Here is a 26,565-nt window from a genome sequence, read left to right as displayed (position 1 = left end):
AAAATGAAATACTCCCTGAAACACTTCGTCTGCATCGCGCTGGTGTGCGCGGCGCCGGCGGTCCTCGCGCAGCGGGCCGAAATCATCGATTCGCCGGAACGCAAGGAGGGCGAAGGCCCGTACACGCAGCTCATCATCCGCAACGTCACGATGATCGAAGGGTCGCTCGCGCCGCCGATCAAGCCGGTGCACATCGTGATCGAGAACGGCCGCATCAAGTCGATCCACTTGATCAACGCGGTGGGCTCCTCGGCGTTCTCACGCGACATCCCGAAGCTCAAGGAAGGCGGCCGCGAGATCGACGGCACCGGCATGTACGTGATGCCGGGGTTGATCGATGCGCATCAGCACATCGGCAACAACCCCGAGTACCAGTTCAAGCTGGACCTGGCGCATGGCATCACCACGCTGCGCGAGCCGGGCTCGGGCAACGGGCTCAACTGGGTGCTCAAGCACAAGCAGAAGAGCGCGCAGAATCTGATCACTGCGCCGAAGATCAAGGCCTATCTACGTTTCGGCTTCGATCCGGACGCGAACTTCAATCTGCCGACCACCGAAGAAGCCGCGCGCGCCTGGGTGCGCATGGCGCTCAAGGCCGGCGCGGACGGCATCAAGGACGCCGGCTTCTCGCCGAACGTGATCCGGCCCACGCTGGATGAGGCCAAGAAGGTGGGCCTGCGCGTCATGACGCATCATCGCCAGACCATGGTGGCCCGCTGGAATGCGCTCGACAGCGCGCGCGGCGGCGGTGCCTCGATGGAGCACTGGTACGGCCTGCCCGAGGCGATGTTCACCAATCGCACCGTGCAGGATTTCCCCGCGAACTTCGACTACCAGAACGAGCAGTGGCGGTTCGGTGAGGGTGGCCGGCTGTACGCGCAGACCGCGGCTCCGTTCTCGGAGAAGTGGAACGCGGTGATGAACGAGATGCTGGCGCTCGACTACACGCTCGATCCGACCATGGTGGTCTACGAGAAATTCCGCGACTACATGCGCGCGCGCACCCAGGAATGGCTCGACGCCTACGCGTTCCCGTCCGCCTTCGAGCGCGGGATGGTGCCCAGCAAGCTGCACCACGGCGCGTCGCTGCACGACTGGACCACCGACAATGAAACCGCGTGGAAAGAACAGTTCCACCTGTGGATGACGTTCATCAACGAGTACAAGAACCGTGGCGGCCGCGTCACGACCGGCAGCGACGACCAGCTGCTGTATGGCTTCTCGTTGATCCGCGAGCTGGAGCTGCTGCAGGAAGCCGGGTTCAGCCCGCTGGAAGCGGTGCGCGCCGGCACGCTGAGCGGCGCCGAGTTGTTAGGCATCGACAAGGACACGGGCAGCGTGGAGATCGGCAAGTTCGCCGACCTCATCGTCATCGACCAGAACCCGCTGGCCAATTTCAAGGTGCTGTACGGCACCGGCCACATCCGGCTGATGGACGACGACACGGTGGCCCGCGTAGGTGGTGTCAAGTACACCATCAAGGAAGGCATCGTCTACGACGCCCGGAAGCTCTTGGCCGACGTCAAGGCGATGGTCGACGCCGAGAAAGCGAAAACCGGCAAGAAGATCGTGCAGCCCGGATTCAAACCTTGATCAGTTTGGCCTGGTGGTCCTGAGGCCACCGAGCCTGAGGTGTTGCGCCGGCTCTGCCCTTCGGGACGCCGAACCTGGAGGGTGGGGCCGGCGCATGCCAATAGTTGAGAGAGTCGTTTCGCACCCGCAGGTTGGCGCCATGAAACATACGTTCATATCTCTTCTCTGCGTGACGCTGGTTTTCGGCGTGGCAGGTGCCGCGGAACGCACCGTCGTCGATTCTCCGGAACGCAAGGAGGGCGAAGGTCCGTACACCCAGCTGATCATCCGCAACGCGACGCTGATCGAAGGCTCGCTCGCACCGCCGATCAAGCCGGTGCACATCGTCATCGAAAACGGACGCATCAAGTCCATTCATCTGATCAATGCCGTCGGGTCTTCGGCCTACTCGCGCGACGTTCCGAAGCTCAAGGAAGGCGGCCGCGAGATCGACGGCACGGGCATGTACGTGATGCCGGGCCTCATCGACGCGCACCAGCACATCGGGAAAAATCCCGAGTATCAATTCAAGCTGGACCTGGCGCATGGCATCACCACCATCCGTGAGCCTGGGTCAGGCAACGGGCTCAACTGGGTGCTGCGGCACAAGCAGAAGAGCGCCCAGAACCTCATCACGGCGCCGAAGATCAAGGCCTATCTACGTTTCGGCTTCGATCCGGACGCACACTTCAACCTGCCCACCACCGAGGCCGCGGCCCGGGCGTGGGTGCACATGGCGCAGAAAGCGGGCGCGGACGGCATCAAGGACGCCGGCTTTTCGCCGACCGTGATCGGCGCTGCGCTGGATGAAGCCCGCAAGGTGGGCTTGCGCGTCATGACGCATCACCGGCAGACCATGGTGGCGAGGTGGAATGCCCTCGACAGCGCACGCGCCGGTGGCGCGTCGATGGAACACTGGTACGGCCTGCCCGAGGCGATGTTCACCGATCGCACCGTGCAGAATTTCCCGGCGGACTTCGACTACCAGAACGAGCAGATGCGGTTTGGCGAGGGCGGCAAGCTGTACGCCCAGAGCGCCGCGCCGTTCTCCGAGAAGTGGAACGAGGTCATGAACGAGATGATCTCGCTCGACTACACGCTCAACCCGACGATGGTGGTGTACGAGAAAAAGCGCGACTACATGCAGGCACGCGGCCAGGAGTGGTTCGCGGACTACGCATTTCCCGACGACTACGCGGATCGTTACACGCCCAGCAGGCTGCGGCATGGGTCCTCGCAGTACGACTGGACCACGCAAAACGAAACCGAATGGCGCGAGCAGTTTCATCTCTGGATGACGTTCATCAACGAATACAAGAACCGCGGCGGCCGCGTCACGACGGGCAGCGATGAAAACGTGCTGACCGGTTTCACGCTGATCCGCGAGCTGGAGCTGCTGCAGGAAGCAGGCTTCCATCCGCTGGAAGTCGTGCGGGCGGGTACGCTGAGCGGCGCGGAGTTGTTAGGAATCGACAAGGACACGGGCAGCGTGGAAATCGGTAAACTCGCCGACCTCATCGTCGTCGATCAGAACCCGCTGGCGAATTTCAAGGTGTTGTACGGCACCGGCCACATCAAGCTCTTGGACAATGACACGGTGGGGCGGGTCGGCGGCGTGAAATACACGATCAAGGAAGGCATCGTGTATGACGCCCGCAAGCTGCTCGCCGACGTGAAGGCGATGGTCGACGCCGAGAAGGCGCGGACCGGCAAAAAGATCACGCCGCCGGGGTTCAAGAATTAAGCCCGCAGGCGCAGCTTGCGGGCTGGCGGTTGCAGCCTGCGCAGTGCTGTTGGCGGGCTGTGCGCGTTCCGACAAACACGGCGCGAAGGCTGGCGACGCGAACCGCCGTGCGGTAGATGTCGTGACCGTCGTCGCGACCTTGCAGCAGCTCGGCATCGACGTCGAAGCGGTCGGCACGGCCCGCGCCAACGAGTCCGTGCAGGTGACGACGAAGGTGTCGAGCCTCATCAGCGCGATCCGCTTCCGCGAAGGCGGCCGCGTGCAACGCGGCGCGGTGCTGGTCGAACTGGACAGCCTCGCGCAGCAGGCGGCGGTGCGCGAAGCGGAAGCCTCGCTCACGCAGACGGAGGCGCAACTCACGCGCGGCCGCTCGCTGCAGCAGCAGCAGATCGTGTCCGCCTCGCAGCTCGAATTGATGGAAGCGGCCGTGAAGGGCGATCGCGCGCGGCTCGATGCCGCTCGTTCGCGGCTCGCGGACACCGTCATTCGCGCCGGTTTCGACGGCAACGTCGGCTTTCGCCGCGTCAGTGTCGGCAGCCTGGTGGCGCCGGGCGACGTCATCACGACGCTCGACGACACCTCGGTCATCAAGGTCGAGTTCACGGTGCCCGAGGGCAGCCTGTTCCTGCTCGCGCGCGGCCTTAAGGTTTCGGCGACCACACCCGGCCTGCCGGACAGGGTGTTCCACGGCGCCGTGACCGCACTCGATCCGCGCATCGACATCGACACGCGCTCGATCGCCGTACGCGCGGAGATTCCGAACGGCGACGGCGCACTGCGGCCCGGCATGTTCATGACGGTGAAAGTGCACACGCCGCCCGCGCCTGTCTTGATGATCCCGGAAGAGGCGATCATTCCCGAGCAGGGTAATTCGTACCTGATGGTGGTCGTGGGCGATGTCGTCGAGCGGCGGCAGGTGCGAACGGGCCGGCGCCGTCCCGGTGAAGTCGAGATCGTAACGGGCCTGGCCGCGTCGGAGAGAGTGGTGATCCGCGGCGTGCAGAACGTGCGTGCGGGCTCGGCCGTTCGCGAGGCCGCCCATGCTGATCTCTGAGATCTCGGTACGCCGGCCGGTCTTCGCGACGGTCATCAGCCTGCTGCTCATCATCTTTGGCCTGATCTCGCTGAGCCGGCTCGGGATCCGCGAGTATCCGGACATCGACCGCCCGGTGGTTTCCGTGTCGACGCGATACGTCGGTGCGTCGGCGGCCATCATCGAAACGCGCGTGACGCAGGCGGTCGAGGATGCAGTGGCCGGCATCGAAGGCATTCTCAAGGTCGAGTCCGACAGCGAGGACGAGCGGTCCTCGGTGCGCATCGAGTTCGACGTGGCCCGCGACGTCGATGCCGCTGCCAACGACGTGCGCGATCGCGTCGCCCGTGTAGTCAGCAACCTGCCACCCGAAGCGGACCCGCCGGAAATCATCAAGGCCGATTCGAGCGCGGAGTCCGTCGTTGTGCTCGCGTTCAGCTCGACCTCGATGTCCAACCTCGAGATCACCGACTACGCGGAGCGCAACCTCATCGATCGCATCTCCACCGTGCCCGGCGTTTCGCGCGTCACGCTGGGTGGTGCGCGGCGCGCGGCGATGCGGCTGTGGATCGATCCGGAGGCATTGTCCGCGCGCGGTCTGGCCGTGTCCGACATCGAGGACACGTTGCGCCGCGAGAACATCGAGCTGCCGGCGGGCCGGATCGAATCGCGCGCGCGCGAGTTTTCGCTGCGCACCATCGTCGGGCTCGATTCGGCCGACGACTTTCGCAAGCTGGTGATCGCGCGCGGCGCGGACGGGCACCTGGTGCGCCTGAGCGAAGTTGCCGAAGTGCAGCTCGCGGCGGAAAACGACCGCTCGTATACGAGAACCAACGGCCTGGCGGGCATCGCGCTGCAGGTCGAGGCGCAGTCGAAGAGCAATACGCGCGAGATTGCGCGCGCCGTGCGCGCCGAAGTCGCGCGCCTGCAGACCACGTTGCCGGCCGGCGCGACGCTCGCCATCAGCATCGACAACGCGGTGGCCATCGAGGCGGCCTTGCACGAGGTGTTGATCGCCATCGTGTTCGCGCTTTTTTCCGTGCTCGCCATCATCTACGTCTTTCTCGGCAGCCTGCGTGCCACGCTGATTCCGGCGGTCACGATTCCGGTCTCCATCATCGCCTCGTTCGTCGTGATGTATGCGCTGGGGTATTCGATCAACGTGCTGACGCTGCTCGGCCTGGTGCTCGCGATCGGTCTCGTGGTCGATGACGCCATCGTGGTGCTCGAGAACATCCACCAGCGCACCGAGCTCGGCGAGCCGCCGATGCTGGCCGCGGTCACCGGCACGCAGGAAATCGGCTTCGCGGTCATCGCCACCACGCTGACGCTGGCCGCGGTGTTCGTGCCGATCTCGTTCCTGCCCGGGGATCTGGGCCGGTTGTTCCGCGAGTTCGGCTTCACGCTGGCCGCCGCGGTGCTGTTCTCGGCGCTGGTGTCGCTGACGCTGACGCCGATGCTGGCCTCCAAACTACCGGCCGGCGACCACACGCGCAATCGCTTCGCGCGCGCCGTCGATGAATTCTTCCGGCGCTTCGCGACGCGATACGAGCGTGTCCTGCGTTCGATCATCCTGCGTCCGTGGACGGTGGTCTGCGTGTTGTTCGTGCTCATGGGCCTGGGGGCGCTGACCTTCGTGTCCATCCCGTCGGAATTCGCGCCGGGTGCCGACGTGGGGCGCGGCAGTGTCGCGCTCGAGGGGCCGGAAGGCTCGAGCTTCGAGTACATGGACGCCAACGCGCAGCAGCTCGAGGCCATCATCCTCAAGCACATGAAACAGGGCGAGATCGAACGCGTGATCCTGCGGGTGCCTAACTTCTCGGGCGGTGGCACCGTGCAGACCGGCAACGTGAACACCGCCCGCGCCGTGGTGCTGGCGACGGATTGGGGAAATCGCGACCGGCCGATGGACGACATCCTGCGCGACATCCTGACCGAGGCGAAGTCGACGCTGACCGGGGTGCGCGTCTTCCCGGCCAAACCGGGCAGCCTCGGGCGCCGCAGCGGCACCGCCGGCATCGAAGCCGTCATCGGCGGGCCGGACTACGAGCGCCTCTCGCAATGGTCGACCAAGTTGCTGGATCTGGCGCACCAGAACCCCGGCCTCGAAAACGTCGACACCTCATACAAGGAGCGCAAGCCGCAGATCCGGGTGTCGATCGACCGCGATCGCGCGGCCGAGCTGGGCGTGTCGCTGCGCAATGTGGGCAGCACGCTCGAAACCGTGCTCGGCGGACGGCTGGTGACGACGTACGTGGATCGTGGGCGCGAATACAACGTCGTGCTGCAGGCCCGCGACGATCTGCGTCAGTCGGTGGCGAACCTGGTCGGCATTCGCGTGCGTTCCGAGCGCACGGGCGAACTGATTCCGCTGTCGAACGTGGTGACGCTCGAAGAAGCGGCCGGCGCCATCCGGCTGTCGCGTTTCAACCGGCTGCGCGCCGTCGAGATCCGCGCGGATCTCGCGCCGGGATACACGCTCGGACAGGCCATGGAATGGTTTCGTGCGACCGTCGCGAAAGAATTGCCGGCCGAGGCCCAGTTGATGTGGGATGGAGATGCCGGCGAGTACGAGCGCACTGGCCCGCAGATGTACCTGACCTTCGTGTTCGCGCTGGTGATCGTGTTCCTGGTGCTGGCGGCGCAGTTCGAAAGCTTCATCCATCCGCTCATCATCATGGTGACGGTGCCACTCGCGTTGTTAGGAGCGGTGTTCGGGCTCAAGGCGTATGGCCTGACTATCAACATCTTCAGCCAGATCGCAGTGATCATGTTGATCGGCATCGCGGCGAAGAATGGCGTGCTGATCGTGGAATTCGCCAACCAGCTGCGCGACCGCGGCGTGGAATTCTCCGAAGCCGTCGTGCGCGCGGCGAGCGCGCGCCTGCGCCCCATTCTCATGACCAGCCTGTGCACCGCGTTCGGTGCGCTGCCATTCGTGTTCGCCTCGGGTGCCGGTGTCGAGCAGCGCACCCCCATCGGCATCGTCGTGTTCTACGGGACGCTGGTGTCCGTGTTCCTGACGCTGCTGGCAGTTCCGGCGGTCTATTCGCTGCTGGCGCGTAATACGCGCTCGCCGGAGCACGCCAGCCGGCTGCTCGATCGCCTGCTGCAGGCGCATAAGGGCTAAAGTACGGCCGAAGGAGGCCGTACGATGAACCTGCGTCCGCTCGCGATCCTTTCCCTGTGCGTTGCCGCGAGCGGATCGCCCGCGATCGCGCAGCGCGTCGAACCCCACTGGACTTCGATAGACAGCCGTCCCACACCCGCCTGGTGGAGCGACGCCAAGTTCGGAATCTTCATCCACTGGGGCGTGTATTCCGTCCCGTCATTCGCGCCCAAGGGCGAATACGCGGAGTGGTATTGGGAACGGCTGCGCGCGCCGGGAGATCCCGCGTCTGCGAAGGACCAGGCGATCAGGCAGGAAACGCGTGCCTTTCACGAGCGCGTCTACGGCAAGAATTTCGACTACGCGGATTTCGCGCCGCAGTTCCGCGCGGAGATGTTCGACGCGGACGCGTGGGCGGCGACCTTCAAACAATCCGGCGCGAAGTACGTCGTGCTCGTCTCGAAACATCACGACGGGTTCGCGTTGTGGCCTTCGCATGAAGCGGATGCGAGCTGGGGCAGGCCGTGGAACGCGGTGGCGGTCGGGCCGAAGCGCGACCTGGTCGGCGAGCTGACGGCTGCCGTGCGGCGCCAGCAACTCGAGATGGGTTTTTATTTTTCGCTGTACGAATGGTTCAACCCGCTGTGGTTGTCGGGCGATCGGGACGCGTACGTCACACGCCATCTGTTTCCGCAGTTCAAGGACCTCGTGACTCGCTACTCGCCCACGGTCATCTTTTCCGATGGCGAGTGGAGCTTGGATTCCGCGCGGTGGCGCGCGCCGGAGCTGCTCGCGTGGCTTTTCAATGAAAGTCCGGTCGCGGCGAAGGTCGTCGTGAACGATCGCTGGGGCGAGGAAACGCGGCATGTGCACGGCGGGTATTACACGACGGAATACGGCGCCGGCCTGCCCGGCGCGTCCCATGCCTGGGAGGAGAACCGCGGCCTCGGCTTTTCCTACGGCTACAACCGCAACGAAGATCTCGCCGATTACGCCACGGGCGAGCGGCTGCTGCTCACGCTCATCGACACCGTGAGCCGCGGCGGCAACCTGCTGCTCAACATCGGGCCGACCGCCGACGGGCGTATTCCGGTGGTGATGCAGGACCGGCTCGCGTATCTCGGCCAATGGCTGCGGTACAACGGCGAGGCGATCTACGGCACGCGCGTGTTTCGCGACGGTGCGCAGTGGACCGCGGGGCGCCGGCAGCAGGTTGATACGTCGACCAACTACCGCGCGAAATATGACGTGGAGGCGCTGACGATTTCTCCGGCGCCCGGCGATGCGCGCAAGCAGATCCTGTTCACGCGCAAGGGCTCGACCTTGTACGCGATCCTGCCGCGGTATCCCGCCGGCGATCTGGTGGTGCGTGGCGTGCGTGTCGCGAAGGATGCGCACGTCGGTTTGTTAGGCAGCAAGTATTCGGCCGTTGGCTGGCGGCAACGCGGCGATGACCTGGTGATTTCGTTGCCGCGGCTAGAGGATGGCGAACTGCCCTTCACCGGGCCGCGTACCATCAGGATCGAGCCGATCCAGTAAGCACCGGAGCCCATCGATGGCGCGTGAAAATCTCAACGACCTCGTGGCCTTCGTGGCGGTCGCGAGGGAGAAAAACTTCACCAAGGCCGCCGCGAAGCTCGGCGTGTCTCAATCGGCCCTGAGCCATACCATTCGAGGCCTCGAGACGCGCCTCGGATTGCGGCTGCTGACGCGCACCACGCGCAGCGTTTCGCCGACGGATGTCGGGGAGCGCCTGCTGCAGGCGGTCGGCACGCACTTCGAAGACATCCAGTCGGAGCTCGAAGCGTTGAGCGCCCTGCGCAACAACCCGTCCGGCAATGTGCGAATCACGGCAGGTCTGCACGTGACGGAGACCATTCTCTGGCCGAAGTTGCAGCCGATGATTCGCCAGTATCCGGACGTGCGCGTGGAGATCGTCGTCGACTACGGGCTCGCGAACATCGTGGCCGACCGATTCGACGCCGGGGTACGTCTTGGCGAGCAGGTCGCCAAAGACATGGTGGCCGTGCGCATCGGACCGGACTTCCGCTTCGTGGTCGTCGCCGCGCCGTCGTACTTCGTTGGCCGCATCGAGCCGAAAGCTCCCAAGGACCTGACGGCCCACAACTGCATCAATCTGCGGCTCCCCACCTATGGCGGTGTCTACGCGTGGGAGTTCGAGCGCGGTGGCCGCGAAATCAACGTACGCGTCGACGGCCAGCTCACTTTCAATTCCAGCAAGCAGATCCTGGAGGCGGCGCTGGCGGGTTTTGGTCTCGCCTATCTTCCGGAAGATACGGTGGCGCCGCACCTGGAGCGTGGACGCCTGAAGCAGGTGCTCGACGCGTGGTGTGCACCGTTCCCCGGGTACCACCTGTATTTCCCCAGCCGCCGGCAATCGTCACCGGCGATGTCGCTGGTCATCGAGGCGCTGCGCCACAGGAGAAAGTAGGGCCGACCGCCATTCATGAGCAGGGCTCATGACCACATGCGTTTCCCGGCGCTTATTAAAGATGCGCCCGTGGCCTACGATGCGGCCGATGAAAGCGAAACTCCATCTATTGGTCATCGGCTGGCTGGCGCTCTCGCACCAGGCAATCGCGCAGGATGCCTTCGCGTTTTTCAGGGGCGAGGTATTTCCGCCGCCGCGCGACACACCCGCCGCCTGGCTGCAGGAATTGCACAAGGCGGACGCTCTGCTGAATGCGAATATCGCGGTCGCCGAGTTCCTGCCCAACACGAGACTGGCGTGGCACAACCATCCGGGCGGCCAGATCCTGGTCATCACCGACGGCGTCGGTTACTACCAGGAAAAGGGCAAACCCAGGCAGATCGTCCGCGTGGGCGACGTCATCCGGTGCGAGCCCGGCGTCGAGCACTGGCACGGCGGCTCGCTCGAAAGCGGAATGACGTACGTGGCGACCAGCCCCGCGCAGAGGGGCGGCACCGTGTGGGGCGAGCCCGTCGCCGACGCAGACTACGCAGGCGCAGCAGTAGATAGGCGGTCGGCCCGGAAGGGGAACCTGCTGAAGGCCGACGACACTTTTCCTTTCAACATGACGGCGACGACCTTCGCGCCCGGCAGGAAGCCGGCCTGGCACAACGAGCCCGGCGGCCAAATCCTCGTGGTCACGCAAGGTACGGGCTACTACCAGGAGAAAGGCGGGCCGCAGCGGATCGTCCGCCGGGGAGATGTCATCAAGTCCGCCCGAGGCGTCGAGCATTGGCACGGAGCGTCTGACGAGAATGGAGTCACGTTCATCGCCATCACGCCGGTAGTGACGGAGCCGAAATGAATGCGGATCGCCGAGCGTTCCTGACCACTGCCGCTACTTTGGGGGCGACGACTGCCCTTGGCGGATCGTTCGCCCATGCGGCGGTTGGTCTCGAGAAGCGGACCTTGGGCAAGCTCGAAGTATCCTGTGTCGGACTCGGTTGCATGCAGATGGCAGGCCCTATCTACGGGGTACAGGTCGACCGAAAAGACATGATCGCGCTGGCGCGCGGTTCCGTGGATCTGGGCGTGACTTTCTTCGATACCGCAGAGGCCTATGGGCCTTTCGTCTCGGAGGACATCCTCGGCGAAGCACTGCAAGGTGTGCGAGACAAGGTTGTCATCGCCACCAAGTTCGGCTTCGACATCGATCAGAAAACGGGCCAGCGAAGCGGGAAACTGAACAGCCGGCCGGACCACATCCGGCAGGTCGTGGATGGAATGCTCCGGCGCCTGCGCACCGACCGGATCGACCTGCTCTACCAGCATCGCGTGGATCCCGACGTGCCGATCGAGGATGTCGCGGGCGCGGTACGCGACCTGATCAAGGTGGGCAAGGTGCAGCACTTCGGGCTCTCCGAAGCGGGGGTGAAGACCGTTCGTCGTGCGCATGCGGTGCAGCCGATTGCCGCGGTTCAGAGCGAATACTCGCTGTTCTGGCGCGAGCCGGAAGCCGATCTGTTGCCGGCCCTGGAGGAGCTCGGAATCGGCTTCGTGCCGTTCAGCCCGCTGGGCGCCGGTTGGCTCACGGGCAACATCGACGAGCACACGAAATTCGAGCCGGGCGACTTTCGCAACTCGGTGCCGCGGTTCTCGGCCGAAGCGCGCAAGGCTAACTACGCGCTGGTGGAAGTCGTCAAAGGCGTCGCGGTCCGCGAGGGCGTCAGTGCGCCGCAGATCGCACTGGCCTGGGTGCTGGCGCAGAAGCCCTGGATCGTGCCGATTCCCGGCACGACGAAACTGCGTCACGTGGAATCCAACGTGGGCGCGGTAGGCGTCCGGTTCACGGCGGAGGAATTGCGCGAGCTGGGCGCGGCCGCCGCCGCCGTCAAGCTCGAAGGAGACCGGCTGCCTCAGCGCGCGCTGGATATGACGGGCGTCGAAGCGCCGCCGAAGAACTAGCGGCGCGCATCGCAGGGAGGGTGCGAAGCATCGGCCCGGACTGCCGGCGCTTCCGCATCCCTGCGGAAACGCCGGCCACGATGCCTCAGGGATTGATGCGCGTCGCCGTGATCTTCCCCAGGATCACGAAAGCCACCGGCGCTCCGGCCGTCTCCGTGATCGGCTTCGTCGACCCGTCATTCACGTACTGCGTGAGCCGAAACGTTCCGGTGTATCGGTTGCCGTGATCGCTCAGCGAAACGACTTCCTGGATGTTGGTGGGACCGAAGGCCTTGAACGCCTCGTCGGTGCCGCCGGGCAGCGCGCCCCAGGACTGCGTCTGTCCGGGTTGATAGTCCGGAATCCAGGACAGCGCCCAATGATTGAGCCGGTAACTGTCGTTCCCGGTCTGCTTCCACACACCCATGCAGAAGCTGCCGCTCGCCGGAGCGCGCCCCGAGTTCATGATCTCGGTGCCGTCGTCGTGCCAGGTGGCATAACCCGCATCCACGACGGCGCCGTCGGGAATGGGCAAGGCGTTGGACGGTGCGTTGGGCGCAGTGTTGCCGTGCGCGGTGAACACGAATTTCCACAGCCCGCTGATATCGACGCTGTTGAACGGGCCGAACAGATCGAAATGGGTGCGTAACAGCTCGCCGCCGTCGTCGCCGCGGTACACCGTGGGTTTGAAGTAGGAGTCGCTGAGCCCGTTGACGCCGCAACCGGCGAACGCGGATTCCGCGGACAGGCCCAGGCCCGCTAGCAGGCCGACCGTTGCAATCAGTTTCCTCGAGAGTCTCATCGTAGTGCTCCAGTTTGTTTGTCCGAAGCGGCAGGATTCGGCTGCGTGCGCCGCCGCGCCGCGACTTTCCGACGAACGCCGTGAATTCGCCCCCGAATGCGCGCCACGGGGAACGAACGCGTGCGCAGCGGCTGCGACGCTCGCATCTGCCGCGCCCGGCAAGTTGACAGTCATGCGTCGTCAGGTATTGATTCGCTGCCATGAGCACCGAAGCAATTGCGCTTGGGCGTACACACCGTCTGTCGCTGGTCCGCATCCGCGGCCTGTACAGCGGCTTCGGTTATGTGCTCGCCGTGAGTCTGGCGCTCGTGCTCTGGTGGTCGCTGCAGTTCACCTTGCCGATGCTCGCGGCCGATGGCGTGCACGCCTTTGTCAGCGCGTGGTTGTCCGTCGTCGCCACCAGTCTGTTCGCCATTTTGCCGGGCCCGATCCTGGTGCCCGTGGTCGTGAACCTCGCGCCGCGCGCGGGATTCAAACGTGTGGTGTACCTGCTGGCGGCCGTCATTCCGATGGGGTGGTGGTGCATCTTCGTCGCCGAGGGCGTGCAGTTCGCATGGGACGCGCCGAGCCTCGGCTTCGTGCTCGATGGGTTGGCGACGACCTCGCTGGTGGTGGGGGTTTGCGCGTACCACAGCTATTCACGCGAAGCGGCGGACTCGTTGCTGCGCGGACGGATCGAGAGCAGCAGTCTCGCGGCCGGACTGCAACGCGCCCAACTACGGTTGCTGCATGCACAGATCGAGCCTCACTTCCTGTTCAACACACTTTCGGTCGTGCAGGCGCTGGCGCGCACCGACCGGCCAGCCACGGTCGAGATGCTGGACAACCTCATCCGCTATTTCGCGGCGGCGCTGCCGCGGCTGCGCGACAACGAAGTTCCGCTGGCGCAGGAGCTCGAGCTGGTGGAGGCCTACCTGGCTATCTACCGCGCGCGCATGGGCGAGCGGCTCGGATTCGAGATCGTCGCCGCGGAGGGCCTCGCGCAAATGCGTGTCCCTTCGATGGCGGTGCTGACGCTGGTGGAGAACGCGCTGAAGCACGGGGTGACCCAGAACGTGGGGGGAGGGTTCATCCGCGTGAGCGCCGCCCAGGAAGGCGGATCGCTGCATCTGGTGGTCGCCGACTCCGGCCGTGGGCTGAATTCGCGGCAGGGGCGCGGCGTCGGCCTCGCCAACATCACGCAGCGGCTGCTCGTGATGTATGGCGCGAACGCGACGCTGTCGCTGCGGCCGGCGGAGCCGCGCGGCGTCGTAGCCACCATTCGAATGCCCCTGCAGGTTCGCGAATGATCCGTGTGCTGCGCGCGGTCACGTGGCGGGCCGTGCTGGTCACGCAGGTCTTGGCGGTGTTGTTTGCCCTGATCCCGTGGCTCGAGCAATGGGGCGCGCCGTCGCAGCCATACCTGCCGATCGAGCTGCTGAAGGAAAGCGCGACCGCGCTGTTGGTGATGCTGGCGGCATTTACCGCCGACGAGTGGGTGCGCCGCGGCTGGACAGTGTTGCGCGCGTTCGCCGCGGCGCTGCTCGCCGCTTGCGTGGCGGCCAGCCTGGTGCAATTGCGCTCGGGCCATCTGCTCGGAGTCGTCGATTCATTCTTCGGCGTCGGCGCCTACTGGGCCACGCCGATGCTGGTGTATCTCAATCGTCAGAGCGCATCGCGCCTGCTTGCCACCGTGCAGGAGGGCGAGCGGCGCCGCGTGCAGGCCGAGCGCCGGCTCCTCGAATCCGACCTGGCCGCCGCCCAGGCGCAGATCAATCCCGCGGCGGTTCTGCAGCAGCTCACGCAGCTGCGCGATCTGTATGCGGCTGGCGATTCCGGCGCCGATCCCGAGCTCGATCTGCTGATTGCCGACCTTCGCCGCATGGTTGCGCGGTGTGCCGCGTGAGCGCGCCCACCGCGATCCTCGCCGAGGACGAGCCGCTCATCCGGCGCGAGATCCGCAATCTGCTGGCGCAGCTGTGGCCCGCGCTCGACGTGCTCGATGAAGCGGGCGATGGCGTCGCGGCGCTGGCCTGCATCGAGCGCCGCATGCCGGACGTTGTCTTCCTCGACATCCAGATGCCCGGGCTCAACGGACTGGAGGTCGCGCAACGCTTGAGCAAACGGGCGCACGTCGTGTTCATCACCGCCTTCGACAACTACGCGGTCGCCGCCTTCGAACAGGGCGCCCTCGACTATCTCGTGAAGCCGATCTCGCCGGCGCGCATGCAGCTTGCGGTCGAGCGGTTGCGTGCGCGCCTGAGCGAAGCGCCGGCCGATCTCGGCCGCATCGCCGAACTGCTGAAGGAAATGGTTCCGGCGGAGATGAAATACCTGAAGTGGCTGACCGTGCCCCACGGCTCCGAACTGCGCGTCGTCGCCGTCGAGGAGGTCTCCTATCTACGCGCGGACCACAAATACACCACGGTCGTCACGCCGCGCGATTCGTTCCTCATGAATTCCTCGCTGCGGCAGATGAAGGACAAGCTGGATCCGCAGGTTTTCTGGCAGATTCACCGCAGCGTCATCGTGAACGTCAGCGCGATCGATCGCATCTACCGCACCTTCCGTGGCGCGCTCGAAATCAAGCTGAAGGAACGCCAGGAGTTGTTGCCGGTGAGCGCGGCGCATGCGCATCTGTTCCGTGAGTCGCACTGACTGACGGGAACGTCGTCGTGTCGAGTGTAGTCAGGAGGCGTCTGGCCGCGCGGCATCCTGGATATCGGACGCTTCGAGAATGGCACGCGGAAATCCCCGGCGCGCCACACCTAACATGCCGCGGCCCACCTCCGCGGACGTCACGATCGCCCGTGGCCAGATCGCGCGGATGAGTGCGAATAACGGCCTCGCCAGGTCGTAAGTCACCCGGTATGCGGCCGTCTTCGAGCGCACGGCGTGCAGCGGCTGGATGATGCCGGGGCGAAACATGTACGCGGCCTTGAAGCCGAGCGCGATCAGCGCGTTTTCAGTGCGGCCCTTCACGCGCGCCCACATGAGTTTGCCGTTCCCGGTGCTGTCCGTGCCCGCGCCGGATACGTAAGTGAAGACCATCTGGGGGTTTTCGCGTACCAGCAGCCGCGCGATGTTGAGCGTGAGATCGAATGTCACGCGCGTGTATTCGGGCTCCTTCATTCCCAGCGACGAAATACCGAGGCAGAAAAAGCAGGCATCGAACGGTGCGAGCTGGTCGCGTATCGGTTCGAGATTCGCGAGATCCGGCGTCACGATCTCGGTCAGGCGCTCATGTGTCATGTCGGTGGAACTGCGCCCGATGGCGGCGACGCGTGTCACGTCGTCCGCCTCGAGGCATTCGCGCAGCACGCCTTGGCCGACCATGCCGGTGGCGCCGAAGATCAGGATCCGCATCGCCAATCAGGCCTCCACGTCATGTATCGGGCGGCAATTACCTACATCCGCAAACGGCGCCCTCCGGCGCAGTCGCGACTGCGAATGTAGGAAGTTCTGTCCCGGGTTACAACAGAAGTGAAGCAGGGTCATGTTCAGGTCTCTCGTCGTTTGCCTGGTCGGTGCACTTGCCTTGGTCATTTTGAGCGGCTGCATGGAAGGCAGCCGGCATTCGGGCGCGGTACCACCGATCACTCTGGCGCCGCCATCTTCGCCGCTTCCGCCGCCGCCGCCCGCCGAGACGCCGCCGTCCACTGAGACTCCGCCTGCTGCCGAACCCCCGACGCCCGCGCCAGATCCGGCGCCCGCGCCGGTGTTACCGCCCCTGGCTCCGGTCATCGTCGATCTCAACGACAACCACGAGGTCGGCGTGCGCCATTGGCCGGTCGGCCCGACAGCTTCCGGCGCCCACGGAGAACCGGTCGGCCCGCTCGGCTGTTTCCCCACGATGCCGGACACCTACCACGTGCACACGCATCTATCCATTTTCCTCGATGGCGTCGCGCAGGCGATTCCGAAGGACATCGGTCTCGTGGACGAGGATCTGCCGACGTTCTGCGCCTATCCGATCCACACACACGATCATTCGGGAAAGATCCATGTCGAAGCGGCGGCGCCCGGCCTCTTCACGCTCGGGCAGTTCTTCACGATCTGGGGCCAGCCGCTCGGCGCGGACAACGTTGCGGGGCTCACCGGAAAACCGATCGTCATCTACATCACGGATCAGAACGGAGTCGTCACGCTTGCCGCCGGCAACTGGAGCGACATCGAACTGTTGTCGCATCGCGAGGTGACGATCCAGGTGGGCACGCCCGTCGCGGAGATACCGAACTACACGTGGCGGGCGCACTGATCCAACGCAGAGGCCGGCAGCTCAGCCGCGACCGCTCCCGGGCTGGACGCGCCGGGCGACCGCCGAACGTGCCGGCTGCCAGGCATTGCCGCGCCGCCGCACGGGTTCGGCGAGTAGATAGCGGTCGCCAAGCCACGATACGGCGCCCCGCAGTGCGGGGCGATAGTCATGGAGCGGAATGGAATGGGCCAGCTCATTGGGACGTTTCACGTCGTTCTCCTGCAGATCCTTGTGGCCACCATGTTCGGCCAGACGCGGCGGCCTAACAACGCCCGGAAGGCTGGAGTCGCCTACCTCTAACGGGAGAGCCATTTCACGCCTTCTGGCGGTCGTTTCCCTGCGGGCGCGGTGCGAGCATTTGTTCCATGCGTTGGCTCATTCTCCTGGTGTTGTTCGCAAGCCTGCCGCTCGCTGCAGCGGAGACGCCGGCATTTCATGGGCTGCTCCGGGCGCGCGACCTCACACCCTTTGGATACTTGCGCCTCGACATGCGTCCCGGGTTCTCCGGTTCGCCGGTCCGTGGCGAGTGGACCATCGAAACGGATTTCGCCTACCAGAACACCTGGGCCACGAGCCCGGAGGTCGAGAAATATCTGAATGGCCTCGACGGGCGCCGCGAGCTCGGGCCCGCCGAGCTGCAGGCGATCCGCGATCTGCCCGGCGAAAACTACCTGGTGGACCTCGAACTGGCGCAGCTCGACGTGGCGATCAACTATCAGTTCACCGACCGCTGGGGCGCATACCTGATCGTCAGCGGCGCCAGCTTTGGCGGCGGATTTCTCGACAGCACGATCGAGTCTTTTCACCGCGCGATCGATGCGCCGCGCTTCGGACGGCCCGCCGCGGCGCAGAACGACTACAACGTGATTTTCGATCTCAAGTCGAGCCAGTACGCCGCGTTCGATGCGCCGAGCCGCGGCGGTCTGCTGGATCCCGTGCTCGGCGTACGCTACACCGCGACCTCCGCGGACGAGCGCTGGCGCGTGTCGCTCGAATCCGCGCTCAAGGTGCCCTTGTCCAATCGCAGCGCTGCACTATCTACCGGCCGCGCCGATGTCGGCACGCAGGTGAGCGTGCAGCGTTTCTCGGGCAGGAACGCGCTGTACCTGAACGTGGCCGCGGTGTACTACGCGGGTATGAACAATTTCGTGTCGGAGCCGGCGCGTGTATTGCCCACACTGGTGATCGGGTACGAGCGGCGGCTGACGCCGCGCACCAACGCTATCCTGCAGGGGTATGTGAGCCGCAGCATCTACGGCCGGCAGCAGACCGATCTCGAAGAACTGCGCGGAACCAAGACCCAGCTGAGCGCCGGGATCCATCACCGCCGCGGTGCGCATCTTTATACGGTGGCGCTGACCGAGAACATCGGCTACATCAACAACACGCCGGACGTGGGAGTGCAGGTGGGTTACTCGTTCAATCCGGGGTGGCGATAAAGCCGCGTCGTTCCGTCCTACAGCCCGGCGTCCGCCCCGCGCGGACCGATTGAAATCTGCGGGACTCGGTTGCATTGCTTTCAAGCGCTGGCTATCGCCGCGCCTATTCACGGCCGCGAATGCGCCGATCGGGCGTTGCGCGGCTGGCATGCGAATTGCCTCTCCTGAATGTGACTGCATTCAGCAACAGAGGAATACCTGATGAAATCTTCCCGCTTGTTCGCCGCCGGCGCGGCCATCGCGCTGCTTCCCCTTTCCGCTGCACTCGCGCAGAGCCCACCCACAGATCCTGCCCAGCAGGGCACGACGTTCGAGTCGCTCGACACCAATAGCGACAATCGAATCTCGAAGACGGAAGCCGAGGCCAACGCGAACGTGAAGGAGCAGTTTGCGCATTACGACGTGAACGGCGACGGCTTCATCGAGCGCGCGGAGGTAACCGCCGCGAACCAGTCACAGTCGCCGACCCAGAAACCGTAACGGTCATCGCCCGCGCGGCGTGTTGCCGCGCGGGCCGACTGACGGCTCCGCCCAATCGCGAGTTACCATCCGCTGCGTGAGCAACAGCGCAACGCTCAAATTGGTACCGCGAACCCGCGCCGAAGTGAAAGCGTCGCTCGACTTGCTGGACGCCGCGACGCGTGCGCAGATCTCCGCGGACTGGTGGGCGAAGTTTCAGGCGTCGGCGTTTCTCGACCCGTGGGTCCACGGCTTCAATCTACTGCTCGACGACGGCACGAATGTCGGACTCGGCAGCTTCAAAGGACCGCCTGTCGAGGGCGTCGTCGAGATCGCGTATGCCATCGTGCCGGATCAACAGGGGCGGGGATACGCGACGGCGGCCGCGCGCGCGATGATCGAAGAGGCGTTCAAGTCGGGCGACGTGCGCGTGGTTCGCGCACATACGCTGCCGGAGGGCGCAGCGTCGCAGCGTGTCTTGCTGAAGGCCGGATTCCGGTACGTCGGCGAGCGTGTTGAACCGGAAGACGGGCTGGTCTTGAGATTTGAAATTCCGCGTTCTGCCGAATGACCCTCTAAAAGAGCGGGCGGGTCGTGTTTTTTCGGTTTTTATATAGTTATACACAAAAACAAGTTTCTTATAACTGATTGTTTTAAATAAATAAAACGTTAATTAAATTAGTCATATATATAGTCATCAAACTGCTAATCTGGCGGCCATGCCCGCCAGTCCTGCCGAACTCGTCCTCCGCCGTCTCAATGACGGGCCCGCCGCCGCCGCGGAACTCGAGCGTTTGCTCGGTCAATCGCAATCTTCCGTCTCGCGCATGCTCCGAGACCTCGTCGCGCGGCGCGAGGTCATCCGTTTCGGCGCGCGGCGCGGAGCGCGTTATGCGCGGCTGCGGACTCTCGAGGGCATTGGCTCGCAGTGGCCACTGCGCCAGGTCGACGTGGAAGGCAACATGCGCGAGCTCGGCACGTTGCGTGCACTGGCGGGCTCCTCCTGGCAATTCGATGCCACCGCGCGCGGCTTCGCGTGGGAAGGTACGACGGCCGGGCTGCCGTACTTCCTCCAGGACCAGCGGCCTGCCGGGTTCCTCGGGCGCACTGCGCCGCAGCGGTTTCCCGAACTGCAATTGCCGCAGCGCGTAATGGACTGGAGCGACGACCACTACCTGCGTTATCTCACGCAACGCGGTTCGGACACCGTGGGGGATCTCATCCTCGGCGACGCCGCGCTCGATGTTTACCTCGCATCGCTGCGCCGCGCGCCGGACGTACCGGCCGAAGAACGCGCGCGGCGTTATCCGCAACTCGCCGCCGACGTGATGGGTGGCGGATATGCGGGTTCTTCCGCGCACGGAGAACATCCCAAATTCGCCGTGTTGTTAGGCGGCGAGGGCAGTCCGCGCCACGTGCTGGTCAAGTTCTCGCCGCCCGACACCACACCGGTGGGGCAACGCTGGTCCGACTTGCTCGTGGCCGAGCACCTCGCCCAGGCGGCGCTGGCGGCGGCCGGACTGCCGGCATCCACGTCGCGCGTCTGGCAATTCGCGGGCCGCACGTTCCTCGAGGTGGACCGGTTCGATCGCGCTGGCGCGGCCGGACGCGTGGGAGTGAGCTCGCTGCTCGCAATCGACACGGCCTTCTACGGCAGGCTCGACAACTGGATAGACGCCGCCGGCCGGCTGCACCGCGACCGGAGAATCGACGCGGCCACGCTCGAAACCGTGCGGCTGGTCTCGACGTTCGGGGCGCTGATCGCCAATACGGACCGGCACTTCGGCAATCTCGCGTTCTTCGACCGCTACGACGGCAAGTTCCAGCTCGCGCCGGTTTACGACATGTTGCCGATGCTGTTTGCGCCAGAACACGACCAGCTACCCGAACGCCGCTTCGCGCCGCCCGACCCGACTTCCGAGACGTTGCGGGCCTACGCCCGTGCCCGCGCGCTCGCGGAAGGTTATTGGCGCACGTGCAGCCAGGACGCGCGCATCAGCCCCGATTTCCAGCGCATCTGCGCCGCCGGCGCGGCCTCGCTCGATGCGCTGCCGCGCACGGGCGCATTCGGGGGATGACGGGCGAGGCGTGTAGGACAACGCTGATCCGCTTGTCAACCGGCCTCCGCTAAGCTCCTGTGCCCGGAACTGCCGCGCGTCGGACGCTAACAACTTCGAATGAATACGGCGCAGAGCGCGGTGAGAGACACCGAGGAATTGCGCAATCGCCTGGCGGCGATCGTGGCGTCGTCGGACGACGCCATCATCAGCAAGAGCCTCGAAGGCATCATCGTCACCTGGAACGAGGGGGCGACCCGCATATTCGGATACCAGCCGGAAGAAGTGGTCGGCAAACCCGTCACCATTCTCATTCCACCGGACCGGCTCGACGAAGAACCGGCCATCCTCGCGCAACTGCGGGAAGGGCGGCGCGTCGATCACTACCACACGGTCCGCGTGCGCAAGGACGGCAGCTTCGTCGACATTTCCCTCACCATCTCGCCCGTGCGCGACGCCACCGGCGCCATCGTCGGTGCGTCGAAGATCGCGCGTGACATCTCGCAGCAAAAACGTATCGAGGAAGCGCTACGCGTCAGCAACGATCGCTTCCGGCTCATGGCCGACTCCGCTCCCGTGCTCATCTGGATCGCCGATCTCACCAAGGCGCGCATCTGGTTCAACCAGAGGTGGTTGGAATTCACCGGGCGCTCCGCCGATCAGGAGGCGGGCTTCGGCTGGACGCAGAATGTCCACGAAGACGATCTCGCCCGATGCCTGCAGATGTACGGGGAAGGGTTCGACACGCGCCAGCAGTTCCGCACCGAGTTCCGGATTCGGCGCGCCGACGGCGAGGCCCGCTGGATCATCGAGCAGGCCAGTCCGCTGTTCGAGGGCATGGACGGCGCATTTTCCGGATACATCGGCTCCTGCGTCGACATCACCGAGTCGAAACGGATCCAGTCCGATCGCGAAGAGACCCTGAAGGCCGAGCGTGCGGCGCGTGAAGAGGCGGAACGCGTCGGCCGCCTGAAGGATGAATTCCTCGCGACGGTGTCGCACGAGCTGCGCACGCCTCTCAATGCCATCCTGGGATGGGCCACGCTGCTGCGGCGGCTACCGCCGGGCGGCGAAGATCATACGCGTGGGCTCGAAACCATCGAGCGCAACGCGCGGGTGCAGGGGCAGATCATCGCCGACCTGCTCGACATGAGCCGCATCATCTCGGGAAAGGTGCAGCTCGACGTGCAGCCGATCGATCTCAACGAGGTGATCAACGCGGCGCTCGACGCGGTCCGTCTATCCATGGAAGCGAAGAAGCTGCGCGTACGCGTCACGCTCGACGCGCGTGCGGGCAGATTGCGTGGCGATCCCGGGCGGCTGCAGCAGGTGTTCTGGAACCTGTTCACCAATGCGGTCAAGTTCACACCCTCCGGCGGACGCATCGACGTGATCATGGAGCGCGTGAACTCGCATGTCGAAGTCTCGGTGGACGACTCCGGCATCGGCATCAAGCCCGAGTTCCTGTCGTTCGTCTTCGACCGCTTTCGCCAGGCGGATTCCTCCACGACGCGGCGTCACGGCGGCCTGGGCCTTGGGCTGTCGATCGTGAAGCACCTGGTGGAGCTGCACGGTGGTTCGGTGCGCGTGAAGAGCGGCGGCGAAGGCACGGGCACGACCTTCGTGGTCGCGCTGCCGATTTCCGTGATCCTCACCGAGGACGCGGGCGCAGGCGAGCGGACCGCTTTCAGTGACGTGGACGTGAGCACGCTCGAACTACCCACACTCGCGGGTGCGCGAGCCCTGGTGGTCGACGATCAGGCGGATGCGCGCATCCTCATGTGCCGGCTCATCGAAGAACACGGCGGCCGCTGCACGCTCGCCGAAAACGGCTCGGAGGCGCTGCGGATCCTCGCAAGTTCGGACGTGAACATCCTGATCAGCGACATCGGAATGCCGGATTTCGATGGCTACGAACTCATCCGGAAAATCCGCTCGATGCAGGGAAGCGCCATCAGCAGCCTGCCGGCGATCGCGTTGACCGCGTACGCGCGGGCCGACGACCGCCAACGCGCTTTGCTGGCGGGTTTCCAGATGCACTTGGCCAAACCGGTGGAGCCTCGCGAACTGATCGCGGGCATCGCCAGCCTCCTGCATCTGAGCGTGCCGCCGCGCTAAGCTGCGCCGCTGGAATATCACACCCCTGGGGCGTATCCCGTGAAACGAACCTGCTTCGCCTGGCTTCTCACGTTCGCCGGCGGCTTGCTCCTTCCTGCCTTCGCGTACGCGGCCGTTGCATGCACGCCGCAGGGATTGCGGGAAGCCGCCGATCTCTATGTCGCCGCCCAGTCCAAGGGCGACATATCCGGCCTGCCGCTTGCGAAGGGCGTGGGCTACCGGGAGAACATCGCCCTTGCGGACATCGACAAAGGCTTTCTCAACAAACCCCTCAAGATCGACCACCACCGGACGTTCGTGGATGCCGCGACCTGCCAGACATTTACCGAAATCATCGTCACCGACAAGGCCGCGCCGTACGTTCTCGGCACGCGCCTGCGCGTCAATCACGACAAGATCGCGGAAGTCGAGATCCTGTGGACCACGACGGGCTACTGGTTGTTCAACGCGGACAACTACCTCAAGTACTCGTCCACCGAGAAGTGGGACCCCATCCCCGCTGCCAGGCGCGATTCGCGCGGCACGCTGATCGCCGCTGCCAACGCCTATCTAGATGCGTTTCTCGAGAAGAAGACGGAGCTGGTGCCGTGGGGATACCCGTGCGTGCGCGTCGAGGGCGGTCTGTACACGGGCAAGGGGTTGCCGACGGATACCTGCGAGGACGGGGTTCCGGCGGGCGTCAACATCGCCAATCGCCGTTTCATCGTGGATGAAGAACTCGGTGCGGTGACCGTATTCTGCACCTTCGGCGCGGGCAGCCCGAATGGCCGCAGCGGCGCACCCGACACACACCTGTTCCGGGTGGAGAACGGCAAGCTGCGATACGTTCATACGCTGACGCACCTGCTGCAGGCCGACTTCAAGGGTGGTTAGAGAAAGGGTGGAGCTTCCGGCACTTCCGTGCATGAGCCGACCCATTCCCTGACCGATCCATCGTCATTGCGGATCGGCGTCGCGCGGATGAGGCAGCGCCGATACTGCGCGCTCGGTGCGTGCCAGAGGCGGGCGCGCCACTCGTATTTGTCCGCGTCGAAACACGCCTCCGCCCAGGTGGCCCGCACGGCTTCCCGATCCTCCGCATGGATCGCATCCACCCAGCCGTGCCCGGCATGTTGATCCCACGACTGTCCGGTGTAGTTCTCCCACGCGATCTGCATCTCGGCGAAAGCGCCGTCGCTGCGGGCCTGCCATGGAACGTCGGTCAGCAATTGCGTCAGGACGCGCAGGCGTTCTTCGCGCCGGCGGGATTCTTCCTCCAGCAATTTGCGTTCGATGAGATCCGCGGCCAGGCGCGCGAGGATGTCGAGCAGCCGCAGGTCGCGCTCGGAAGGCTCGTGACATTCCTTCCAGTGCGTCGAGATCATTCCCACCAGCTCGCCGCCGCGGGACAGCAGCGGAGTCGACTGCGCGGCAAACATGCCCGCCTGCAGCAATGCCGCCTGGTCCGCAGTGCCGGCCATGAATGACGAGTTGGCCACGTCGGTTGCGACCACGCGCGCGCGCTGCTTGATGCTGACGCCGCAGGTGCACGACGAATTCGCGCGCACCCACGTCCAGAATGTCGCCGCCTCGGGGGTGAAGCCACGATGGGCAAGGAGCTTCAGCTCGCCGTGTGTCCCGAGGTGCGGGTAATACTGCTGCAGGCTCGCGAAATCGGAACCCATGATCGAAACCGCCGCGTCGATCAGCTTTTGATACAGCGATTCGATGTCGATCTCGGGCGCCATCTCGAGGCTCAGTTGCTGGAGCATGCGCGTCGCCGCGAGTTCGTCGGCGAGCTGCACCTCGCGATCGAGGAGCTGCTGATCCATGCGGTTGCGCCGCACGGCATACGCGAGCTGGCGCGCGATGACCAGGCTGACGGACAGGTCGTCCTGGCTGAACCTGTATGGCTCGCGGAAATACGCCATGAACTTGCCGATCAGCGCGCCTTCGGATACCAGCGGGATGAACGCGATGGCGCGGATCTCTTCACCCAGCACCGTGGCCTTGAGGTCTGCGCTGAGGTCGGATCGCTCGACGTCGGGAATGTCGATGGGCAAGGCATCCGTCTCGTCCGGCGTCCACGGCGAATGGCCGGTGACCGCCGCGCGGTAGTTAGCCGACAAACCGCGTGATGCGACGAACTGCATGACGCCGGCGTCGTCGAACAGCAGGATCGCCGAGCGGTCGCAATCGAGCGCCGACTCGATCGCGTCCATCGCGGCCTCGTAGGTCTCCTGCAGCGAGTTCGCGCGGTGCAGCTGCTCGCTCAGGAGATAGAGCGCGTCCCGCTGCCGGTTGGCAGCGGCGAGCTCGCTCAAGGGGATCAGCGCGCGGTGCGAACGCTGCGCCGCGCCGGATGCGGTATCGAGGATCGAGAGCGCAGCACCCTTAGTCATGCCGCCAGTCTAGATTGCCGGTCTTGGGCAATCTGTAGGACGCTTCCGACCGCGTCAGTTCAGCCTGAGCTTGAAAGGAAACGGCATGGCGCAAGGCTGACCCTTGCACATGGCGGGCTTGTACTGGGCGTTCACCAGGATAGACGCCACGTACTGCGACATCTCATATGCATTGGGCCCGCCGACGCCGCCGAAGTCGTCGACCTTGCTCGCTTTGCCATCCGGACCGACGCTCACGCCGAAGTTCAGTTCGCCGCGCGCCTGCAGCACGGTCTGTCCTTTCTTGATGGCGTTGAAAATGGGTTTCAAACCCTGCGCCGGGAACGGCGGCTCATCACCTTCGGGAATCGACTCGTACATGGCGAACAATTCCGCCTTCTGCTCCGGTGTGAGCTGCTCGTAGGTCTTGTTCAGCGGAATCTTCGACCTCCACCGCAGTTCCTTCTTGAGGATCGTGCCGGTCGACGCGGTCGACGAGACGGTGTTACGAGTAGGTGCATCGGGAATGCCGTGCTCGGGATGCAGGATCTGTGCCTGCGCGGTGACCGACGCGCAGACCGAAATCGCAAGGAGAAGCAATAGTTTGCGGGGCTTCATGCCCCGACTTGACCACGACTGAGCCCGGCGGTCAATCGATGGCTAACCACCCCGGAGTTTTTGTGTGAACCGGAATTGCATGGTGCAAGGCTGCCCGCTGCAGACCCCGGGCTTATACGTGGTCAACAGCAAGACCTGCTGTGCAAGTTCCGCCATCTGGGTACTGCGCAAGTTGCTGAAGTCGTCGACTTTGATCGCTTTGCCATCGGGCCCGACCGTCACGGCCAGGTCCAGCGCGCCGCGCGCCTGAAGCGTACGCTGCGCATTCTTGATGGCGGTGAAGATGGGTTTGATGCCGTTGATCGGAAACGGCGGCTCGTCGCCGGGTGGCAGCGACTCGTACATTTTGTGCAACTCTTCCTTCTGCGCTTCCGTGAGCTCGCCGTATGTCTTGTTCAGCGGGATCTTCGAGGTCCAGCGGATGTCTTTCTTGAGGATCGTGCCGGTTTCCGAGGTTGCTTCCTGCACGTTGCGCGTCGGCGACTGGGATGTCGCGGACCTTATTCCCGGGATTTCACCCGTCGATTGCGCCCAGGCGGTCGAGAAGGCAAGAGCGGAGATCGAAATCAGCAGCCAGTGTCGGTAGGTTTTCATGTTGAAACTTCATCACGCCCGCATTCATCGGTCAATTCGTGTTCTGGT

24 protein-coding genes are annotated in these 26,565 nt (G+C 64.8%); 18 read left to right on the top strand and 6 right to left on the bottom strand.

Annotated features, from left to right (window positions below):
• The first annotated feature begins 3 nt into the window (after positions 1–3).
• The 8 genes from WDO72_05280 to WDO72_05245 all read left to right on the top strand — a co-directional run bounded on the left by WDO72_05280 (position 4) and on the right by WDO72_05245 (position 11,854).
• Positions 4–1,593 (top strand): amidohydrolase family protein, encoded by a 1,590-nt coding sequence (locus WDO72_05280; GenBank protein ID MEJ0085069.1) that lies wholly within the window; start codon positions 4–6, stop codon positions 1,591–1,593.
• 139 nt (positions 1,594–1,732) lie between these two features.
• Positions 1,733–3,316 carry an amidohydrolase family protein gene (locus WDO72_05275; GenBank protein ID MEJ0085068.1) on the top strand — a complete coding sequence of 528 codons (1,584 nt, stop codon included), beginning with the start codon at positions 1,733–1,735 and terminating at the stop codon, positions 3,314–3,316.
• Positions 3,317–3,359: 43 nt separating this feature from the next.
• Entirely contained in the window at positions 3,360–4,370 is a 1,011-nt protein-coding gene (locus tag WDO72_05270) for an efflux RND transporter periplasmic adaptor subunit (GenBank protein MEJ0085067.1), read from the top strand.
• On the top strand, positions 4,357–7,479 hold the full coding sequence (locus tag WDO72_05265; protein ID MEJ0085066.1) for an efflux RND transporter permease subunit: 3,123 nt from the start codon (positions 4,357–4,359) through the stop codon (positions 7,477–7,479). The genes WDO72_05270 and WDO72_05265 overlap by 14 nt, the downstream gene beginning before the upstream one ends.
• A 24-nt stretch (positions 7,480–7,503) precedes the next feature.
• Entirely contained in the window at positions 7,504–8,997 is a 1,494-nt protein-coding gene (locus WDO72_05260; GenBank protein MEJ0085065.1) for an alpha-L-fucosidase, read from the top strand.
• A gap of 16 nt (positions 8,998–9,013) precedes the next feature.
• Complete coding sequence (locus WDO72_05255) at positions 9,014–9,910, top strand: LysR family transcriptional regulator (GenBank protein ID MEJ0085064.1); 897 nt, start codon at positions 9,014–9,016, stop codon at positions 9,908–9,910.
• An 88-nt stretch (positions 9,911–9,998) separates the two neighbouring features.
• Positions 9,999–10,754, top strand: a complete 756-nt coding sequence (locus WDO72_05250) for a cupin domain-containing protein (protein MEJ0085063.1) — start codon at positions 9,999–10,001, stop codon at positions 10,752–10,754.
• The gene (locus WDO72_05245) at positions 10,751–11,854 is read left to right on the top strand and encodes an aldo/keto reductase (GenBank protein ID MEJ0085062.1); all 1,104 of its coding nucleotides are present in this window, start codon (positions 10,751–10,753) and stop codon (positions 11,852–11,854) included. The genes WDO72_05250 and WDO72_05245 overlap by 4 nt, the downstream gene beginning before the upstream one ends.
• A gap of 85 nt (positions 11,855–11,939) precedes the next feature.
• Here the strand turns inward: WDO72_05245 and WDO72_05240 are convergent, their stop codons facing one another.
• Positions 11,940–12,635 carry a hypothetical protein gene (locus WDO72_05240; GenBank protein ID MEJ0085061.1) on the bottom strand — a complete coding sequence of 232 codons (696 nt, stop codon included), beginning with the start codon at positions 12,633–12,635 and terminating at the stop codon, positions 11,940–11,942.
• Positions 12,636–12,835: 200 nt separating this feature from the next.
• Between WDO72_05240 and WDO72_05235 the strand changes: the two genes are divergently transcribed.
• From WDO72_05235 to WDO72_05225, 3 genes are read left to right on the top strand one after another with little or no spacing between them, the layout of a single operon-like run.
• Entirely contained in the window at positions 12,836–13,924 is a 1,089-nt protein-coding gene (locus WDO72_05235; protein ID MEJ0085060.1) for a histidine kinase, read from the top strand.
• Positions 13,921–14,520 (top strand): hypothetical protein, encoded by a 600-nt coding sequence (locus WDO72_05230; GenBank protein ID MEJ0085059.1) that lies wholly within the window; start codon positions 13,921–13,923, stop codon positions 14,518–14,520. The genes WDO72_05235 and WDO72_05230 overlap by 4 nt, the downstream gene beginning before the upstream one ends.
• Entirely contained in the window at positions 14,517–15,272 is a 756-nt protein-coding gene (locus WDO72_05225; GenBank protein MEJ0085058.1) for a LytTR family DNA-binding domain-containing protein, read from the top strand. The genes WDO72_05230 and WDO72_05225 overlap by 4 nt, the downstream gene beginning before the upstream one ends.
• Positions 15,273–15,302: 30 nt before the next feature.
• Here the strand turns inward: WDO72_05225 and WDO72_05220 are convergent, their stop codons facing one another.
• Positions 15,303–15,980: an NAD-dependent epimerase/dehydratase family protein gene (locus WDO72_05220; GenBank protein MEJ0085057.1), complete on the bottom strand. Its 678-nt coding sequence runs from the start codon at positions 15,978–15,980 to the stop codon at positions 15,303–15,305.
• A gap of 352 nt (positions 15,981–16,332) precedes the next feature.
• Between WDO72_05220 and WDO72_05215 the strand changes: the two genes are divergently transcribed.
• Entirely contained in the window at positions 16,333–16,872 is a 540-nt protein-coding gene (locus WDO72_05215; protein MEJ0085056.1) for a hypothetical protein, read from the top strand.
• Between the two features lie 21 nt (positions 16,873–16,893).
• On the opposite strand, the gene WDO72_05210 is transcribed toward WDO72_05215, so the two are convergent.
• Complete coding sequence (locus WDO72_05210; protein ID MEJ0085055.1) at positions 16,894–17,184, bottom strand: hypothetical protein; 291 nt, start codon at positions 17,182–17,184, stop codon at positions 16,894–16,896.
• 53 nt (positions 17,185–17,237) lie between these two features.
• Here WDO72_05210 and WDO72_05205 point away from each other — a divergent pair, with 53 nt between their 5' ends.
• The 6 genes from WDO72_05205 to WDO72_05180 all read left to right on the top strand — a co-directional run bounded on the left by WDO72_05205 (position 17,238) and on the right by WDO72_05180 (position 23,818).
• Entirely contained in the window at positions 17,238–18,311 is a 1,074-nt protein-coding gene (locus WDO72_05205; GenBank protein MEJ0085054.1) for a DUF3187 family protein, read from the top strand.
• 201 nt (positions 18,312–18,512) lie between these two features.
• Complete coding sequence (locus WDO72_05200) at positions 18,513–18,791, top strand: hypothetical protein (GenBank protein ID MEJ0085053.1); 279 nt, start codon at positions 18,513–18,515, stop codon at positions 18,789–18,791.
• 76 nt (positions 18,792–18,867) lie between these two features.
• Entirely contained in the window at positions 18,868–19,341 is a 474-nt protein-coding gene (locus WDO72_05195; GenBank protein ID MEJ0085052.1) for a GNAT family N-acetyltransferase, read from the top strand.
• 148 nt (positions 19,342–19,489) lie between these two features.
• Positions 19,490–20,848, top strand: a complete 1,359-nt coding sequence (gene yjjJ / locus WDO72_05190) for a type II toxin-antitoxin system HipA family toxin YjjJ (protein ID MEJ0085051.1) — start codon at positions 19,490–19,492, stop codon at positions 20,846–20,848.
• Positions 20,849–20,947: 99 nt separating this feature from the next.
• Complete coding sequence (locus WDO72_05185) at positions 20,948–22,945, top strand: PAS domain S-box protein (GenBank protein MEJ0085050.1); 1,998 nt, start codon at positions 20,948–20,950, stop codon at positions 22,943–22,945.
• A gap of 39 nt (positions 22,946–22,984) precedes the next feature.
• Positions 22,985–23,818, top strand: coding sequence for a hypothetical protein (locus WDO72_05180; protein ID MEJ0085049.1), 834 nt, complete (start codon positions 22,985–22,987; stop codon positions 23,816–23,818).
• Here WDO72_05180 and WDO72_05175 read toward each other — a convergent pair.
• The 3 genes from WDO72_05175 to WDO72_05165 are packed head-to-tail and all read right to left on the bottom strand — an operon-like array spanning position 23,815 to position 26,517.
• Positions 23,815–25,326: a GAF domain-containing protein gene (locus WDO72_05175; GenBank protein MEJ0085048.1), complete on the bottom strand. Its 1,512-nt coding sequence runs from the start codon at positions 25,324–25,326 to the stop codon at positions 23,815–23,817. The genes WDO72_05180 and WDO72_05175 overlap by 4 nt on opposite strands.
• A 54-nt stretch (positions 25,327–25,380) precedes the next feature.
• Positions 25,381–25,923, bottom strand: coding sequence for a hypothetical protein (locus WDO72_05170; GenBank protein MEJ0085047.1), 543 nt, complete (start codon positions 25,921–25,923; stop codon positions 25,381–25,383).
• A gap of 42 nt (positions 25,924–25,965) precedes the next feature.
• Complete coding sequence (locus WDO72_05165; protein MEJ0085046.1) at positions 25,966–26,517, bottom strand: hypothetical protein; 552 nt, start codon at positions 26,515–26,517, stop codon at positions 25,966–25,968.
• Between the last annotated feature and the right edge of the window lie 48 nt (positions 26,518–26,565).

Source organism: Pseudomonadota bacterium, from assembly GCA_037200975.1.
In the GTDB taxonomy this organism is placed as follows: Bacteria; Pseudomonadota; Gammaproteobacteria; order Steroidobacterales; family Steroidobacteraceae; genus CADEED01.
The sequence above is the reverse complement of the archived record's forward strand: the minus strand, read 5'-3'. Positions and strand labels throughout refer to the sequence as shown.